Raw genomic sequence first — 14,273 nt, 5'->3', positions numbered from 1 at the left:
CCTCCTCAGGGGGTGGGGAAGCGGTAGCCCACGCCGCGCACCGTTTCGATCACACCATCTCCCAGTTTACGCCGCAGGTTCCTGACGTACACGTCGATCACGTTGGTTTCGGCATCAAAAGAGGAATCCCACACCCGGTCCACAATTTCTTCACGGGTGTAAAGGCGTCCGGGGTTGCTGCTGAGCAGTTCCAGCAAACCCATTTCTTTGCCGGTCAGGTGCACCTCCTGGGTGCCTTTGAAGAACCTGCGGTTGGCCCAGTCGAACTTCAGGTCCTCATGGAGGGTTTCCTGGGGGGTGAGGGTTTTGCCGCGCCGCAGGATGGCCCGGATGCGGGCAGTCACCTCCTGCAGGTGGAAGGGTTTGACCAGGTAGTCGTCTCCACCCAGTTGCAAGCCGTGCAGTTTGTCCTGCAGGCTGTCTCTGGCGCTCAGGAACAGGATGGGAAAACTGAAATCATCTGCCCGGATGCGTTTCACCAGCTCGAAACCGGCATCGGGTCCTTCCGGGAGGCGGATGTCGGCAATCATCACATCGAAGGGGTACAGCCCCACCAGGGTCTGGGCGGTGGTGGCATCTGCGGCTTCGTCCACGGCGTAGCCCTCTTCACGCAGGTAACGTGCCAGTGGGGAACGGATCCGTTCGTCGTCTTCCAGCAACAGCACTCGCATGGTTTCAGTATCCCAGATTGCCTGAAAGGCACATGAAGCTGCGCACCTTCACTCCTCCACCACCACTTCTTTGTAGGGCAAGAGCACATGCACCCGGGTGCCTTCCCCGACTTTAGATTCGAACCACACCCGGCCCTGGTGGGCATCGATGATGGTCTTCACGATGGAAAGGCCCAGACCGCTGCCGCCTTCATCGCGGCTTCGGGATTCCTGCACCCTGTAGAACCGGTCAAAGAGCTTCGAGAGGTGCTCCTGGGCAATCCCCGGACCGTTGTCCCTGATCACGAAATGCACCTGTTTGCCTTCCAGGTGGGCCTCCAGGGTGACCTTGCTGGAGCCAGCTTTCAGGGCGTTGCTCACCAGGTTGATCATCACCTGCTTCATGCGGGCCGGATCCGCCATGAAGGCGAACTCCTGACCACCGACCTCCAGTTCAGCCTGTCCCAGAATGGGTTTCAGTTCACGCCGCAGGTCCTCCATGAAGGCCAGGGCCAGCATGGGTTGCAGGTTCATGGCCACAGATCCAGCGTCTGCACGGGCCAGTTCCAGCAGGCTCTGGATCAGGTGGGAGAGCCTTTCCGATTCGTTCTTGATGATGGTGAGGCTTTCGGCTTGCTGCGGAGTGGGATTGGTGCGCCTGAGCAGGTACCCGGCGTGTCCTCCGATGGCCGTGACCGGGGTGCGCAATTCATGGCTGGCATCGCTGGTGAAGTGACGCTGCATTTCAAAAGAATTTTCCAGTCGGGCCAGCACATCGTTGATGGTGGTGGCCAGAGACTCCACCTCGTCGTGGGTGTTGGGAACAGGGACGCGGGAACTGAGGTTCTTCTCGGTGATGGTTTCTGCAGCGGCCTGCACATAACGCAGGGGTTTGAGGGCACGGGCAGAGACCCCGTAAATGGTGATTCCCATCCCCACAATGGCCAGCAGGGTCACAAAGAACAGCACGGTTTTCAGTGCGGTGAAGACATCTTCAATCTCGGTGACATCACGGGCCAGCAGGACCACCCCGCTGTACACCCCGATGTTGGGGAGTTGCACAGGCATCAGACGGGCAATCACCTGCAGGTGTTTGATCTGGTTGTCGGTGCGGATGTCCATTTCCGTGAAGTAAGGTTCGTCCTTGCCATTGCGAATGATCTGGGCATACTCACTGGTGGAGAGCTGCAGGTTTTTTCCTGAAGCGAGGGTGCGGGCCAGGTTGGGGCTCATTTCCAGGTGGCTGGGCTCCAGGTTTTGCTGGGTGAGGTTGGGCAATTCCGCTTCTGGAAAGAAATACACATCCACCTGCCCATAAAGGTCTGAAAGCAACACCCAGGCGTTGCCAAAATTGAGCGTCCAGCTGTAAGGCACGCCCTGAATGTTGTTGACCTTGATGCCCTGGTCCATGCTGCGGATCAGGTCGGTGCGGATGTTGGTGTCGATGATGCGGGTCATCACACTGAACACGGTGAGCATGATGAAACTGAGAATCAGGCCCATCACGGTGGTGTAGAGCAGGGTCAATCGCCAGCGTAAAGTCATTCTGATCCACAGTTTAGGGTTTTTTGTGAAAGGTTGGACACTGGAATGCTGAGAAAGGGAAGGCCGTGGAAAGTGCCGAGGGCCGAGAGCCGAGGGCCCAGGGCAAAAGGCTTTCTTTTGAAATGTCAGTCCAGGCAAAACCAGCAAAATCGAGCAAGTCTGTACCCTCCTGCAGGGCTCTTCTATTGATGTGTTGAGAAGCCAATGGGAGCCTAAAATCCCTATCTTCCCTTTGACTCCAGGTGATCCCAGACCCGCTCTCGGCTCTCGGCCCTCGGCACAACAAAAAAGCGCCCTTCTGGGCGCTTTTTTGTTGTTTATCATTCTTCCCGCAGCACGTACCCCACGCCACGCACGGTGTGGATCAGGCGGCGTTCTCCGCCTTCTTCCAGTTTGCGGCGCAGGTAGCCGATGTACACGTCCACCACGTTGCTGCCCCCGGTGTATTCGGGCCAGACTTTCTCCTCGATTTCAAAACGGGAGAACACCTTGCCGGGGTTGCGGGCCAGCAGTTCCAGCAATTCAAATTCCTTGGCGGAGAGCTCCACACGGCGGCCCCCCCGGAAGATTTCGCGGCCATCGAGGTTCATCACCAGGTCTGCCACGCGCACCTCTCCGGTGACAGCAGGGTTGACGCGGCGCAGGTGAGCACGCACGCGGGCCAGCAGTTCTTCAATGGAGAAGGGTTTGATCAGGTAGTCGTCTGCACCAGCGTCCAGGCCTTCCACTTTGTCCTGGATGCTGTCTTTGGCGGTGAGGATCAGGATGGGGGTGTTGCTGGTTTTTCGGATGCGTCTGGCGACTTCCAGTCCGTCCAGCACAGGAAGCATCAAATCCAGAATCACCAGATCGGGGTTGACTTCACGGAATTTGGAGAGTCCGGTCACTCCGTCGAAAGCAACTTCGGTGGCGTAACCTTCGGCGGCAAGTTCAAGTTCAATGAAGCGTGCGATGTCTTTTTCGTCTTCGATCACGAGCACCAGGGGTTTGCGTTCCATGAGCCCAGTATAGGGTGCTCCTCATGAGAACAGAAGTCCTGATTCTAAAATTTCTTTCATTTATGAGAATTTTCAGGGGGTGATGAAGCAAAAGTAAAGGCAGATTTAGCTTGAATGCAGCAAGGGCTAGACCCAGTGAAACTCGTAGACGTTCTCGTTGGCAAAATCCTTCAGGGCTTCACCATCAAATTCAGAGAACACCGCTTCTGGAGGAGACGCCTGATAGGTTCTCTCACACACCAGGGTCATGTCCGGGTTGGCCCGGGAGCACAGCCTGCGGCTCATGTTCACCGGAAGGCCATACACCGCCAGGGTCACCCCGGCATTCAGGGACAGCACCTCTCCGGTGGCCACCCCAATGCGCAACTGCAGGTGCGCCCCAATGCGCTGGGCGGCACCAATCTCATGGATGCGTTTGTGACACTCCTGGGCCAGCCTGAGGGCGCTTTCCACCTTGTTGCCATCAAAAAGGCACACCAGAGCATCCCCCTGGTGTTGCAGCACCCGCCCGCCAAACAAGGCCACCCGCAGGTAACCCACCTGCAGGACTTCACTCATGAGTTCGCCGTATTGCTCCAGCGTCATGCGCTGGGCCAGGGCGGTGGAACCCACCAGATCCATGAAAACCACCGTGACAAATTGTTTGGTCGGGGTTCCCATGCTCATTTCAACAGGTAAAAACCATGTGTGGGAGCCAGGGTTTCAAAACGCACCCAGTCTCCAGGTTTGACGTTCACCACATCCTGGTCCAGCAAGCCGCACACCAGGGGAATGCGGGCCTGCACAATGATGAACCCTTTCTCGGTGCGGGTCACCTGCCCCACCCCTTCCAGCGCTGAAATCTGTGAAGAGGTGAGCACTTCCTCGTGCTGGTCTGTGGGTTCCAGGCTTTTCAGCAGCGGATGCACAATCACCCGTGCCGGTCCAGGACGGGCAATGTAAGGGCCGGTGCGGTCAAACAGGTACATCACCTGTCCGCCTGCAACAAATTCCAGCAGAACACTGCCTTCCGGTTGCGGATACAGGCTGCCCTGGGTTGCATCCGTGCGGAAGCGTTCGATAAATTCTTCGATGGAGTTCTCCAGTACCACTTCAAACAGTGTACACGCTTTTGTGCCGAGGGCCGAGGGCACAGGGCCGAGGGCCATCACGCAAAGTCTTTTTTGGCATTTGAGACCATTTTCGCAAAGCAAAATCCTGGGGTTGTTCCAGACACCACCACAGTTGCTTTGTGGTTGCTGGTCTTGAGACTCCAGAACTTGACACAGTGCTTTGGATGCAGCACATTATTCTCGGCTCTCGGCTCTCGGCTCTCGGCTCTCGGCTCTCGGCTCTCGGCTCTCGGCTCTCGGCTCTCGGCCTCCAGCACCAGAGTTCCAACGGCCACCCATTTTACGCCAGAAACAGAATCCCCTGTCACTCCACCGGCCAGATTTCCCCCTCTTCACCCACCCTGCCCGGTGGTTTAATAGAGTGAAGGGATGAGGCGGATTGTGGTGGGCGCAGCAGGCAGTGGCAAGACCACGGCTGTGCTCAAACACGCCTGGAAGCACGCAAAAGACGGAGTGACGCTGTTCTGTTTGCCGCACCAGAGGCAGGATCTGGTCAAACGCCTCTCCGAAGAGCCCACCCTGAATGTGCGGGTCACCGACCTGCAGAGCGTGGCTTACGAGGTGCTGGAAAGAGGGGGCAACGAGAAGAACTTTCTCAGCATTCCAGGACGGGTGGCGTTGCTGGGCCGTCTGCTGATGTCGGACCGCAAAGATTACCCCACCCCTGGTGAGGCTGCCCTGTATGCCCATGCCATTGGGGACCTCAAGAAACAGAATGTGGCGGGAAAACTGGATCCCCGCAAAGTGGGAGCGCAGGGGAAACACCTGCTGGGCCTTGCTGCCCGCTACCAGCAGGAACTGCAGGAACGTCACCTGCTGGACCTGGACGATGTGCGCCTGCTGGCCAGTGAACTGCTGGAAAATGGCCTGCAGTGGTCTGCCCGTCCTCAACACCTGCTGATTGATGGGTACAGCGAACTGAATCCTCTGGAGTTGCGCCTGATCCGTGCGCTGGCCCTGACCTCCAGGAGCCTGATCCTGACCCTGCCTGCCAATGCGCCCTATCCTTACCAGACCCGTCTGGGAAAAAAAGACCTGGAAGGTTACGCAGATTTTCTGAAGGCCAGTGTGACCGAACTGTCTTACAAGGCGCTGCCTGCCTTCACAGTGCAGGTGTACCCCAACGTCACCCGGGAAGCCCGTCAGGTGGTGGCACAGGTGAAAGCCGCATTGTTGGAAGGCATTCCGGCCAGCGAGATGGCTGTGGTGGTGCCCAGAGACAGCGCCACAGCGAATTTGCTCAAACTGGCAGAGGAAGCCCGCATTCCCCTGCTGGACGAGCAGCCAGGCACGCCTGTGGACAGTTTCCATGGCCGCAAACTGATGACCCTGCTTTCCACCCGCAGGCGCAATTACCCCACCCGTGACCTCTTTGACCTCTCCATGTTCTATGAGGGATTGAACAGGGTGGCAGAAGAGCTGGAGGGGCGTGGTCTGAACGGCATCCATGCCCATCTGCTGGAGGATGTGAACCGGGAGTCTTTGAGCCTGTTGATGCTGGAAACGGCTCCCACCGATGGCAGTTCCCAGGGCTGGCTGAACTGGATTGAAACTTTGCTGGACCGCATCAAACACCCGGAGTCCAGCCGGGACCCCATCCGCATCATGGCCCGTGAGGTGTTTGAACTGATTCCGGCAGAGAAACAGAAACACACGGTGCTGGAAGACTGGCTGATGGCATTGTTGCCCAGTGTGGCCATGACCCGGGAACGGCAGGAAGGGGTGCGGGTGCTCACCCCGGAGCAAATCACCGGCAGGCGTTTTCAGAAACTCTGGCTGATGAATGCCACCGAACACCAGTACCTGCTGGAAGAAAAAGAGGATTTCTTCTTCACCGAAGAGGAACGCCTGAACCTGGGTTTGCCCCGCAGCATGAGGGGCATTGCAGAAAGCCTCTTTTATGAGGTTTTCACCCGTGCACTGCAGGTGACGCTCAGTTATGCCAGTGCAGACCGCGATGGGGTGCAGCGTCCCCACCGCCTGCTGGCCCAGATGGGGCAGGCCACCACCCCGCAGGTGATGCCCATGAGCCCGCTGGAATACGCCCTGTCCACCCGGGACATCAAACTGGGCAGCCCGGACTGGTGGAGCAAGGTGCCTCCGGTGCAGGAAAACCGCGCCTGGATGCTGACCCGTTACCTGCCCTGCAAGCTGCGTGGTTACCTCAGCAGCCACACCGAAAAACCCTTTGGAGGGCTGTTCAGCAGGCAGGACCGCACCCGCATGGAACGCCTGCTCAGGCAATCTGCCTGGGAGGCCCAGCCTGAACCTGTGCTGGATGGGGTGTACTCCGACCACTTCAAGCAGCAGGTGGCAAGGCACCTGAAAGACAACCTGCCTCCCAGGCCGGATTTGCCCAATTTGCGGGTCTTCAGGGATTTCAAGCTGGGGGAATTTCGTTTCCGGCCCCATGCCTACCAGCCCTTCAATGACACCCGCAAAGCCAACATCTATGTGGTCACCCAGGAACCGGACATCCGCACCCTGCTCAAAAACAACCCCGAGCACCTGTGGGTCTACGCAGCTTTTCAGCAGGCTGGCTGGGACACCGAACTGTACACCTGGGATCTGTATGCCAAACCCAGACGCCGCAGTGTCTTTGACAACCAGGCCAGAGACGCCTGGAAGCAACTGCATGACCTGAAAGACAGCCTTGCTGCTGGAGATGTCACTCCCAGCGCAGGGTTTCACTGTTTTGATTGCACCTTCAAGCAGGTGTGCCGGATCGGGTGATCTGCAAGCTCACCGCAAAATCACATCCAGCACAGTTCCCACCAGCATGGTGAGCGCCAGCCAGCTGTTGGCATCAAAAAAAGCGATGTTCACTTTGGTGAGGTCTTTTGGGTTGATGATGCGGTGCTCGTACAGCAGAATCCCGCCCATCACCACGGCTGCCAGATAAAACGCCCAGCTGGTGCCAATCACATACCCCGAGTAAACCAGCAGGGCAAAGGTCAGGAAGTGCGACCAGGCAGAGATTTTCAGGGCTGCAGGAATGCCAAAACGGGCTGGAATGCTCTGCACCCGGTTTTGGGTGTCAAAGTCATGGTCCTGGGTGGCGTAAATCACGTCCAGACCGACCATCCAGAAAACCACCACCAGCCACAGGGCGATGGCTCCAGGGTGCCACATGCCTGTGATGGCAATCCAGCCCCCTGCTGCTGCGGCTCCATCGGTGATGCCCAGCCAGACATGGCACAGCCAGGTGAAGCGCTTGGTGTAGGGATAGAGGATCAGAAAGACCACTGCAATGGGCAGCAGTTTTAAGGCCAGCGGATTCAGTTGTGCAGCAGCAAACCACAAAACCCCCAGCGAGATCAGGGTCAGCACGGTGGCCTGCAGGGGTTTGATTTTGCCGCTGGGAATTTCCCGTTTTGCCGTTCTGGGATTGGCGGCATCGATGCCCGCATCGATCAGGCGGTTGGCCGCCATGGCTGCGGTTCTGGCTCCGGCCATCGCCAGGGTGATCCACAGGAATTCCAGCCAGGTGGGCCACCTGCCCTGGGACTGGGCTGCAAAAAACATGCCTGCATATGCGAAGGGAAGGGCAAAGATGGTGTGTTCGAACCGGACGAAGTCCAGGTAGGTTTTCAGTCTCGCTTGCACGATAAAAGCATACGGGAAAAAAGACAGGAGCACAGGGTCAAACGCCTTTCTTGTTCAGGCCATTTCTCATCAAAGTCCCTTGCTTCCCAAGATACTTGTGATGCAAGATAGTCACATGGATTCAAACACCAAGCTGATGGCACTGGACCTGGTGCTGCTCAGTGTGCTGGAAGCCCAGCCTGCTTATGGTCTGGAGATCCTGCAGCGCATTCAGGACCGCACGGGCGCAGATTACGAATTCAAAGAGGGAAGCCTGTACCCGGCGCTGCACCGCATGGTCAAACAGGGCTGGCTGGACAGCAGCTGGGGAGAATCCCAGAAAGGCGGAGCCCCCAGACGCTACTACAGCCTGAGTGTGCTGGGCAGGGAAGCCCTGAAGCAGAAAAAAATTGAATGGTCGAAGCTCAGGCAGGCCATGGACGGTTTGCTGGGAGGAACATGAACACTTCAAAGCCTTTAAAACCTTCAAAGCCTTTAAAACCTTCAAAGCCTTCAAAGCAATTGCAAAAATACCTTTTGCAGGCCACCCGGGGTTTGCCCCACCAGGAACGCCTGCTGACCATGGCAGAACTGAAAAGCCACCTGCTGGAACGCATCGAACAACACCAGCAGCAGGGGTACAGTTTTGAGGAGGCACAGAGCATTGCCCTGGAGCAATTGGGAGGGCAGCATGGACTCTCCCGCCAGCTGAATTTTGCCCACTGGACCCTTCCAGCAGGCTGGACCACCCTGGGAATCACCCTCACGTTGCTGGGAGGCATGGTCTGGAACAGGGCGCAAGCCCAGACCTCCCAGCAAAATGGTCAGGCAACAAGGCAGATGCAGCCTTTGCATTTTGCAGGGACCATTGGAGAAGCCCAAAACGAGATCGAACTTCAGTTTGTTTTGGCAGGAAAACCAGATCTGGAGCAGAGGATCAAGGCCCAGGGCAAAGTGCGTTTTGAGGTGGACACCCGACCCCTGGACCCCTGTGACTCTGGGCAGCAGGTGGTGCTGAGCCTGAACTGGCCTTCTGGACACTTTGAAACCAGCGACTGCTGGACCGGAACCGAAAGACTGTCCCTGAAACCCGGACAGCTTGTGATGCACAGAAATCAAGATGAAATGCAGGTGCGCTTGAAATGATGAAAACCCTGATCAAACTCTGGGACTGGATCAAAGAATTTGTGATCGTGATTGCTTTGACCACTTTTGTGGTCTCCTTTCCGGCGGTCAGTGGCAACAGCATGCAGCCCACCCTGCGCAACGGAGAACGCATGCTGATTCCAAAATACGAAACGTTTCTGCACCGCATGGGCATCGGGCAGTTTCAGCGCGGAGACATCCTGGTGTTCAAGCCGCCTGCAGACCACCAGAGCTCCTGGCATGCCTTTCCCAGCAGCACCGTGACCTTCTGGCATTACATCCCCTATTACGTCAAACGGGTGGTGGCCATTGGAGGAGACACCGTGCGGATTGACCGTGGACAGGTGTATGTCAATGGAAAAAGAGCAGATTTCCATGTTCAGGAGGACTTCTGGAAACAGCAGGGTTGCTGGGAGAACCAGCCCGAATCCATTGCTGCCAATTACATTCAGGCCGATCAGGAGAAAAACCGGATCAGCAAGGCCTTCACGGTTCCTGCTGGAGAATATTTTGTGATGGGAGACAACCGTTCTCCTGGGGGCAGTGAAGACTCCCGTTTCTTTGGTCCGGTTTCACTGGACAGGGTGGCTGGACGGGTCAGTTTCATGCTGTTTCCCCTCTGGCGCAAGAAACAGGTGAGCCAGGCCTGCCTGAATCCCCAGTACAGCGGCTCCACCGAACTGAACCTCAGAAAACCCTGAAATCAGCTGACAAACCCACCAGAAGGGCAGTTGGTTGCACCTCTGGTGGGTTTAGAGCATTTCACAGAAGCATAAGAGGTTTTGTCTCTGGGGGTGTTTCTTGAAATGGGAGGATTTTTCTGAATCCTCCCATTTCACGGATAAACGCAGCAAATGGAGAGGGTTCAGGCCTGCTCGTGGTGTTCTCTGAGGTAAGCCATCATGCTGCGGTCTTTTCGGAAGGCCAGCGCATCATACAGGTGGCGGGCACCCGCTTCATGGTCGTGGGCACGGGCTTTCAGACACATGATCTGGGGTTTCAGAAACGCATCATGGATGCTGTACTGCAACAGCAACTTGCCATACCCCTGCCCTCTGAAAGCAGGATGCACGGCCCAGTAGGCCAGGGTGGCCTCGTCTTCATCGAATTCCAGTTCTGCAAAACCCACCGGATGACCGTCCTTGCACAGCACCATCATCTCCACATTTTCCTGGGCGAAATGCTGGCGGTATTTTTCTTCGGTCCAGTTCAGGCGCTCGGCCCACACGTCTTCGCTGCTGCGGTACAGTTCCAGGTAATCCTGAAACCCAATCCTGAAAGCAGGCATGAATTTGACCCCATCTGGCAGGAAAGGCAAACGTTGTTTGTTGGGTCTGGCCATGCTATAAAAGTCTGTGCAGTGCAGGGTGCCAAAGCCCAGGTCTTCCAGGGCCACCCTCACCTCTCTGTTCATGGCAGAGCAGAAGGCGTACACCGGTTTGTGGGCTTTTTTCAGGACGGCACGCAAAATGCTGCGGGTGTAATCGGAAGAATCTCCCAGGGGGCCTTCCAGCAGAAAACCGTCCTTGTAGAGGTTCAGGGCAGCAAAAGCACGCACAGAACCCGCTTCATCTTCCAGCACCAGACCCTGGTCGGAAGTCACTTCCCAGCTGAGGTCTTCCGGGGTGCGGGCTTCCGGGGTGAACACTTCACGGTGGGGACTGGCATCCATCCAGTCCAGCAAGGCAAGAATGTCGGTGGTGTCGGTGGGTTTGACCTGTCGAATCAGCATGACCACGCTCCCAGGGCATCATTCCGCGCCCAGACGGAACAAGAGGCGAAAACACTGGATTTCCATGAGGTGAGTGGGGAAAAGGGGCTCAGGAGGGAGGGGGTTGTCCGGTCCCTCGCTGGGCCAGAAAAAACGCTACACCGTTGCCAACGCCTGATTTTGCAGAATCTCGAAAAGTAAGGTAGACCCATTGTACGCCTAAAATTTAAAGAAGTTGTGACACAAAAACCCGGTATATAAATGCACCGGGCAGAAACTTCTCTCATCCAGCGCAGTGAAGCATGCAGGTTTTTCCCTTCCAGTGCAGCGCCAGAGCGATGGGGTCACTTCAGGCTGGCTTTTGCGGCAATTGTGGGCCTGTCAACATTGCTTGAATCCTCAAGAAAAGAAGTTGATTCTCTTACTTTTCCGGATTGCAGATTCGCTATACTTTGAACATGACCCTCTAGGGTTACGACGAAGCGCTCCCCAACAAACCAACGTTTGTGGGGAGCGTTTTCGCTTAAAAACCCTGGAAAGCAGGCCGCAAGCTGGTCTGGTGCGGGTCAAGGCTGCCATCGGCAGGGTGACGCCCCGCTGAGCAGCGCAAAGGGGGGTGCCGTGATGCAAGATTGGATCACACGCGCAGACGCACTTGAGATCGACACCCGGGATTTCGTCCTCCAACGTGCCCACCAGACTTTGCGGGACGTGATGTGGGAAGGCCGCTACGACATCTGTGAGCACGCCGTCCAGCACGCACGTTCTCAGGGCTTCATGGAGCCAGACATCGTGCAGGTGCTGCATTCAGGCCGCATCCGGGCGGTGTACCCGCAGGACCGGCGCTGGCTGGTGATGGGGTACTTTCACTCGGTCAACCTGAAACTCCCACTGCACGTGGTGGTGGACTTCCACCAGAAAGACCAGTGGATTGATGTGGTCACGGCTTATGTCCCCAACAACCCCCACCAGATCCTCAGCAGGTCACGGGTGGCCCTGATGTTGCGTTTTGATTCTGGCCAGGTGAAAACCAAGCAGGTGAAGCCTGGAGCCCAGAAAGGCAAGTGGAAGCGGAGTTCCTGAATTGAGCAGAAGGCAAAATGCCCAGAGCTGAGGGCCAAAGAACAGCAGAAGGCAGAAGGCAGCGACCCAATGCCGACGGGGCCGTCCCCGAGCGACCCAGCGGTCCAAACCGCTTTGGACCGCGTAGTAGGGTCAAGAGAGGCATGCTGTCAGGGTCAAGAAGAAGGCAAACAAAAAGCCAGATTCAAGCCAGGCCTTCTGCTTTCTTTTATAATGTGTGACATGGAATATATCGTTCGCAATGCCACAGTTCATGATGTTTCAGCAATCGCAAAAGTGCACACCCAGAGCTGGCAGGAAACCTATGCAGGGCGCATCCCCGACGAGGTGCTTTCGCAGCTCACTTATGAGCGCAGGCTGACCCAGTGGGAGCGTAAAACCCAGGATGAATGGAGGGATGTGCTGGTGCTGGAGGTGAAAGAAAGCATCTTGGCTTTCTCCCAGACCGTGCACAAACCTGAAGCGGATTTGCATACAGATGCAGAACTTGCCTGTATTTATGCACTCAAAGCCCACCATGGACAGGGCTTTGGAAAAAGACTGATGCAGGAATCGGTGAAAAAACTGCACGGTGCTGGGGCCACAAGTCTGGGTTTGTGGGTCCTGAAGGACAATCCCACCATCGGGTTCTATGAACGCATGGGCGGGGTGTGCAAAGCAGAAAACAGCATGAGATGGTTCGGGCATGACCTGCCCGTGCTGGGTTACGTGTGGGATGAACTTTCTTTCATTCTGGAGGCCTGATGGACACCCCTGCACACCCTTGCGAATGCGATGAATTGCCACAAGCCGTGCAAGAAGGGGCCATTCTGGAAGTGATTTTCGCCCGTTCTGATGCAGAGGTGATTTTGTACGCCATTCCCCACCCCTCTGGCATTGAAGATGATGCCCTGAGCATCCGCCATTGTCCGTTTTGCGGCAGGATGTTTGCCAGCACCCCCTACATGGACCATCTGGCAAGGCAGCAGGAGATGTCAAACCGTCTGAAAGGATGAATGATGTTCAGCATCTGGAAGGTTTCTGCTTTCTGGTTTTCCATCCAGCAGAAAATACGACTGCGCTATACTGCTAGGCATGATTCGAGCGGACACCATCGTTGCCATTTCCACTGCCCAGGGTGAGGGGGCCATTGGCATCGTCAGGCTTTCCGGCCCGCAAGCCCTGTCCATTGCAGACCAGTTGTTCTCCGGAAAGCGCACCCCTTCCAGAACCCGGGGGGGCCGCTTCCTGTATGGCCGTTTTCTGGATCGGGAAGGCGAAACCATCGACGAGGGCATCGTGCTGGTGTTCAAAGGTCCTCACTCCTACACTGGAGAAGATGTGGCGGAACTGCAGACCCACGGTTCGGTGAGTGCGCTGGGAGCGCTCTTGACCCGCTGTGTGGAACTGGGGGCAAGGCTGGCAAAACCCGGAGAATTCACCCTCAGGGCTTTTCTGGAAGGCCGCATGGACCTGAATCAGGCCGAGGCCGTCAACAGCCTGATCCACGCCCAGACCGACACGGCCCGCAGGCAGGCCACCCTGGGTTTGCAGGGTGCCCTCAGCAAACGCCTGGACGGCATGGTCTTCAAACTGGCCCGCACCATGGGGGCCATCCAGGCCATGCTGGACTACCCCGAAGAAGGCGTTCCCGAGGAAGACCGCATTGTTCCCCTGCTGGCAGTGCAAAACGAACTGAACCACCTGCTGGACACCGCCAGAGCAGGAAAACTGGCACAGCAGGGAGCAAGGCTGGCTTTGCTGGGACGGCCCAACGCCGGAAAAAGCAGCCTGCTGAACGCCCTGCTGGGTTACGAGCGCAGCATTGTCACCCCCATTGCCGGAACCACCCGCGATTACCTGGAAGCCCACATGGAACTGGTGGGGGTGCCCATCACATTGATTGACACTGCAGGGGTGCGGGAAACGGCAGATGTCATCGAGGCTGCAGGGGTGGAACGTGCCCTGCAACTCGGAGAAAACGCCGATCTGGTGATGCTTCTGGAAGACGCCTCAGCCCCCAGAGAACCCCTGGATGTGAACGTCCCAGAAGACCGCCTGATTCGCCTGCAAACCAAAACCGATCTGGGACAGGTCTGGCACGATGACCGCTACCAATCTGTTTCAGCCATCACTGGAGCAGGACTCCCAGAATTGCGCGACCGCCTGCGGGAAAAACTGCTGGGCGACCAGGCCCGCCACGAAGTCTGGCTTTCCAGCGAACGGCAGGTCCAGGCCGTCACTGCAGCCCTGGAACATGTGCAGGGTGCCCTGACCCTCCCGGATGAACTGGCCAGCTACGAAATCGAACTGGCCCTCAACCACCTGGCCGAACTGAGCGGCAAGAATGTTTCTGAAGAGGTGATCGAGCAGATTTTCAGGAATTTCTGTGTGGGGAAGTGAAGCAGAAGGCAGAAGGCCAAAAGATCAAGCATGCGACACCCTTCTGAGGAACATGCTTTAG

15 protein-coding genes are annotated in these 14,273 nt (G+C 56.9%); 8 read left to right on the top strand and 7 right to left on the bottom strand.

What is annotated here, in order from left to right; all coding sequences use genetic code 11:
• Positions 1 to 5 precede the first annotated feature (5 nt).
• The 5 genes from IEY52_RS15035 to IEY52_RS15015 all read right to left on the bottom strand — a co-directional run bounded on the left by IEY52_RS15035 (position 6) and on the right by IEY52_RS15015 (position 4,341).
• Positions 6 to 671: a response regulator transcription factor gene (locus IEY52_RS15035; RefSeq protein ID WP_189003711.1), complete on the bottom strand. Its 666-nt coding sequence runs from the start codon at positions 669 to 671 to the stop codon at positions 6 to 8.
• A 48-nt stretch (positions 672 to 719) separates the two neighbouring features.
• Positions 720 to 2,195: a sensor histidine kinase gene (locus IEY52_RS15030; protein ID WP_189003709.1), complete on the bottom strand. Its 1,476-nt coding sequence runs from the start codon at positions 2,193 to 2,195 to the stop codon at positions 720 to 722.
• Between the two features lie 320 nt (positions 2,196 to 2,515).
• Positions 2,516 to 3,193: a response regulator transcription factor gene (locus tag IEY52_RS15025; protein ID WP_034344709.1), complete on the bottom strand. Its 678-nt coding sequence runs from the start codon at positions 3,191 to 3,193 to the stop codon at positions 2,516 to 2,518.
• 126 nt (positions 3,194 to 3,319) lie between these two features.
• Positions 3,320 to 3,853, bottom strand: a complete 534-nt coding sequence (locus IEY52_RS15020) for an adenylate/guanylate cyclase domain-containing protein (RefSeq protein ID WP_189003707.1) — start codon at positions 3,851 to 3,853, stop codon at positions 3,320 to 3,322.
• 2 nt (positions 3,854 to 3,855) lie between these two features.
• Positions 3,856 to 4,341, bottom strand: a complete 486-nt coding sequence (locus IEY52_RS15015) for a hypothetical protein (protein ID WP_229684818.1) — start codon at positions 4,339 to 4,341, stop codon at positions 3,856 to 3,858.
• Between the two features lie 333 nt (positions 4,342 to 4,674).
• Here IEY52_RS15015 and IEY52_RS15010 point away from each other — a divergent pair, with 333 nt between their 5' ends.
• On the top strand, positions 4,675 to 7,038 hold the full coding sequence (locus tag IEY52_RS15010) for a UvrD-helicase domain-containing protein (protein WP_189003705.1): 2,364 nt from the start codon (positions 4,675 to 4,677) through the stop codon (positions 7,036 to 7,038).
• 9 nt (positions 7,039 to 7,047) lie between these two features.
• Here the strand turns inward: IEY52_RS15010 and mqnP are convergent, their stop codons facing one another.
• Positions 7,048 to 7,911, bottom strand: coding sequence for a menaquinone biosynthesis prenyltransferase MqnP (gene mqnP / locus IEY52_RS15005; protein ID WP_229684817.1), 864 nt, complete (start codon positions 7,909 to 7,911; stop codon positions 7,048 to 7,050).
• Between the two features lie 115 nt (positions 7,912 to 8,026).
• On the opposite strand from mqnP, the gene IEY52_RS15000 reads away from it, so the two are divergent.
• From IEY52_RS15000 to lepB, 3 genes are read left to right on the top strand one after another with little or no spacing between them, the layout of a single operon-like run.
• Positions 8,027 to 8,353 (top strand): PadR family transcriptional regulator, encoded by a 327-nt coding sequence (locus IEY52_RS15000; RefSeq protein ID WP_189003703.1) that lies wholly within the window; start codon positions 8,027 to 8,029, stop codon positions 8,351 to 8,353.
• Positions 8,350 to 9,036 carry a permease prefix domain 1-containing protein gene (locus IEY52_RS14995; RefSeq protein ID WP_189003701.1) on the top strand — a complete coding sequence of 229 codons (687 nt, stop codon included), beginning with the start codon at positions 8,350 to 8,352 and terminating at the stop codon, positions 9,034 to 9,036. Before IEY52_RS15000 ends, IEY52_RS14995 begins: the two co-directional genes overlap by 4 nt.
• The gene (gene lepB, locus IEY52_RS14990; RefSeq protein ID WP_189003699.1) at positions 9,033 to 9,737 is read left to right on the top strand and encodes a signal peptidase I; all 705 of its coding nucleotides are present in this window, start codon (positions 9,033 to 9,035) and stop codon (positions 9,735 to 9,737) included. The genes IEY52_RS14995 and lepB overlap by 4 nt, the downstream gene beginning before the upstream one ends.
• A gap of 164 nt (positions 9,738 to 9,901) precedes the next feature.
• On the opposite strand, the gene IEY52_RS14985 is transcribed toward lepB, so the two are convergent.
• The gene (locus IEY52_RS14985) at positions 9,902 to 10,768 is read right to left on the bottom strand and encodes a GNAT family N-acetyltransferase (protein WP_189003697.1); all 867 of its coding nucleotides are present in this window, start codon (positions 10,766 to 10,768) and stop codon (positions 9,902 to 9,904) included.
• 603 nt (positions 10,769 to 11,371) lie between these two features.
• Here IEY52_RS14985 and IEY52_RS14980 point away from each other — a divergent pair.
• The 4 genes from IEY52_RS14980 to mnmE all read left to right on the top strand — a co-directional run bounded on the left by IEY52_RS14980 (position 11,372) and on the right by mnmE (position 14,212).
• Positions 11,372 to 11,830, top strand: a complete 459-nt coding sequence (locus IEY52_RS14980; RefSeq protein WP_189003695.1) for a DUF4258 domain-containing protein — start codon at positions 11,372 to 11,374, stop codon at positions 11,828 to 11,830.
• 222 nt (positions 11,831 to 12,052) lie between these two features.
• On the top strand, positions 12,053 to 12,574 hold the full coding sequence (locus tag IEY52_RS14975; protein ID WP_189003693.1) for a GNAT family N-acetyltransferase: 522 nt from the start codon (positions 12,053 to 12,055) through the stop codon (positions 12,572 to 12,574).
• The gene (locus tag IEY52_RS14970; RefSeq protein ID WP_189003691.1) at positions 12,574 to 12,825 is read left to right on the top strand and encodes a hypothetical protein; all 252 of its coding nucleotides are present in this window, start codon (positions 12,574 to 12,576) and stop codon (positions 12,823 to 12,825) included. Before IEY52_RS14975 ends, IEY52_RS14970 begins: the two co-directional genes overlap by 1 nt.
• A 79-nt stretch (positions 12,826 to 12,904) precedes the next feature.
• Positions 12,905 to 14,212 (top strand): tRNA uridine-5-carboxymethylaminomethyl(34) synthesis GTPase MnmE, encoded by a 1,308-nt coding sequence (mnmE, locus tag IEY52_RS14965; RefSeq protein WP_189003689.1) that lies wholly within the window; start codon positions 12,905 to 12,907, stop codon positions 14,210 to 14,212.
• Positions 14,213 to 14,273 lie beyond the last annotated feature (61 nt).

This window comes from Deinococcus roseus (genome assembly GCF_014646895.1).
Lineage (GTDB): Bacteria > Deinococcota > Deinococci > Deinococcales > Deinococcaceae > Deinococcus_C > Deinococcus_C roseus.
The sequence above is the reverse complement of the archived record's forward strand: the minus strand, read 5'-3'. Positions and strand labels throughout refer to the sequence as shown.

Excerpts from the sequence above, each read along its gene's own strand:
- IEY52_RS15035 (WP_189003711.1), bottom strand. The coding sequence starts at position 671 with ATGCGAGTGCTGTTGCTGGAAGACGACGAACGGATCCGTTCCCCACTG.
- IEY52_RS15030 (WP_189003709.1), bottom strand. The coding sequence starts at position 2,195 with ATGACTTTACGCTGGCGATTGACCCTGCTCTACACCACCGTGATGGGC.
- IEY52_RS15025 (WP_034344709.1), bottom strand. The coding sequence starts at position 3,193 with ATGGAACGCAAACCCCTGGTGCTCGTGATCGAAGACGAAAAAGACATC.
- IEY52_RS15020 (WP_189003707.1), bottom strand. The coding sequence starts at position 3,853 with ATGGGAACCCCGACCAAACAATTTGTCACGGTGGTTTTCATGGATCTG.
- IEY52_RS15015 (WP_229684818.1), bottom strand. The coding sequence starts at position 4,341 with ATGGCCCTCGGCCCTGTGCCCTCGGCCCTCGGCACAAAAGCGTGTACA.
- IEY52_RS15010 (WP_189003705.1), top strand. The coding sequence starts at position 4,675 with ATGAGGCGGATTGTGGTGGGCGCAGCAGGCAGTGGCAAGACCACGGCT.
- IEY52_RS15000 (WP_189003703.1), top strand. The coding sequence starts at position 8,027 with ATGGATTCAAACACCAAGCTGATGGCACTGGACCTGGTGCTGCTCAGT.
- IEY52_RS14995 (WP_189003701.1), top strand. The coding sequence starts at position 8,350 with ATGAACACTTCAAAGCCTTTAAAACCTTCAAAGCCTTTAAAACCTTCA.
- lepB (WP_189003699.1), top strand. The coding sequence starts at position 9,033 with ATGATGAAAACCCTGATCAAACTCTGGGACTGGATCAAAGAATTTGTG.
- IEY52_RS14985 (WP_189003697.1), bottom strand. The coding sequence starts at position 10,768 with ATGCTGATTCGACAGGTCAAACCCACCGACACCACCGACATTCTTGCC.
- IEY52_RS14980 (WP_189003695.1), top strand. The coding sequence starts at position 11,372 with ATGCAAGATTGGATCACACGCGCAGACGCACTTGAGATCGACACCCGG.
- IEY52_RS14975 (WP_189003693.1), top strand. The coding sequence starts at position 12,053 with ATGGAATATATCGTTCGCAATGCCACAGTTCATGATGTTTCAGCAATC.
- IEY52_RS14970 (WP_189003691.1), top strand. The coding sequence starts at position 12,574 with ATGGACACCCCTGCACACCCTTGCGAATGCGATGAATTGCCACAAGCC.
- mnmE (WP_189003689.1), top strand. The coding sequence starts at position 12,905 with ATGATTCGAGCGGACACCATCGTTGCCATTTCCACTGCCCAGGGTGAG.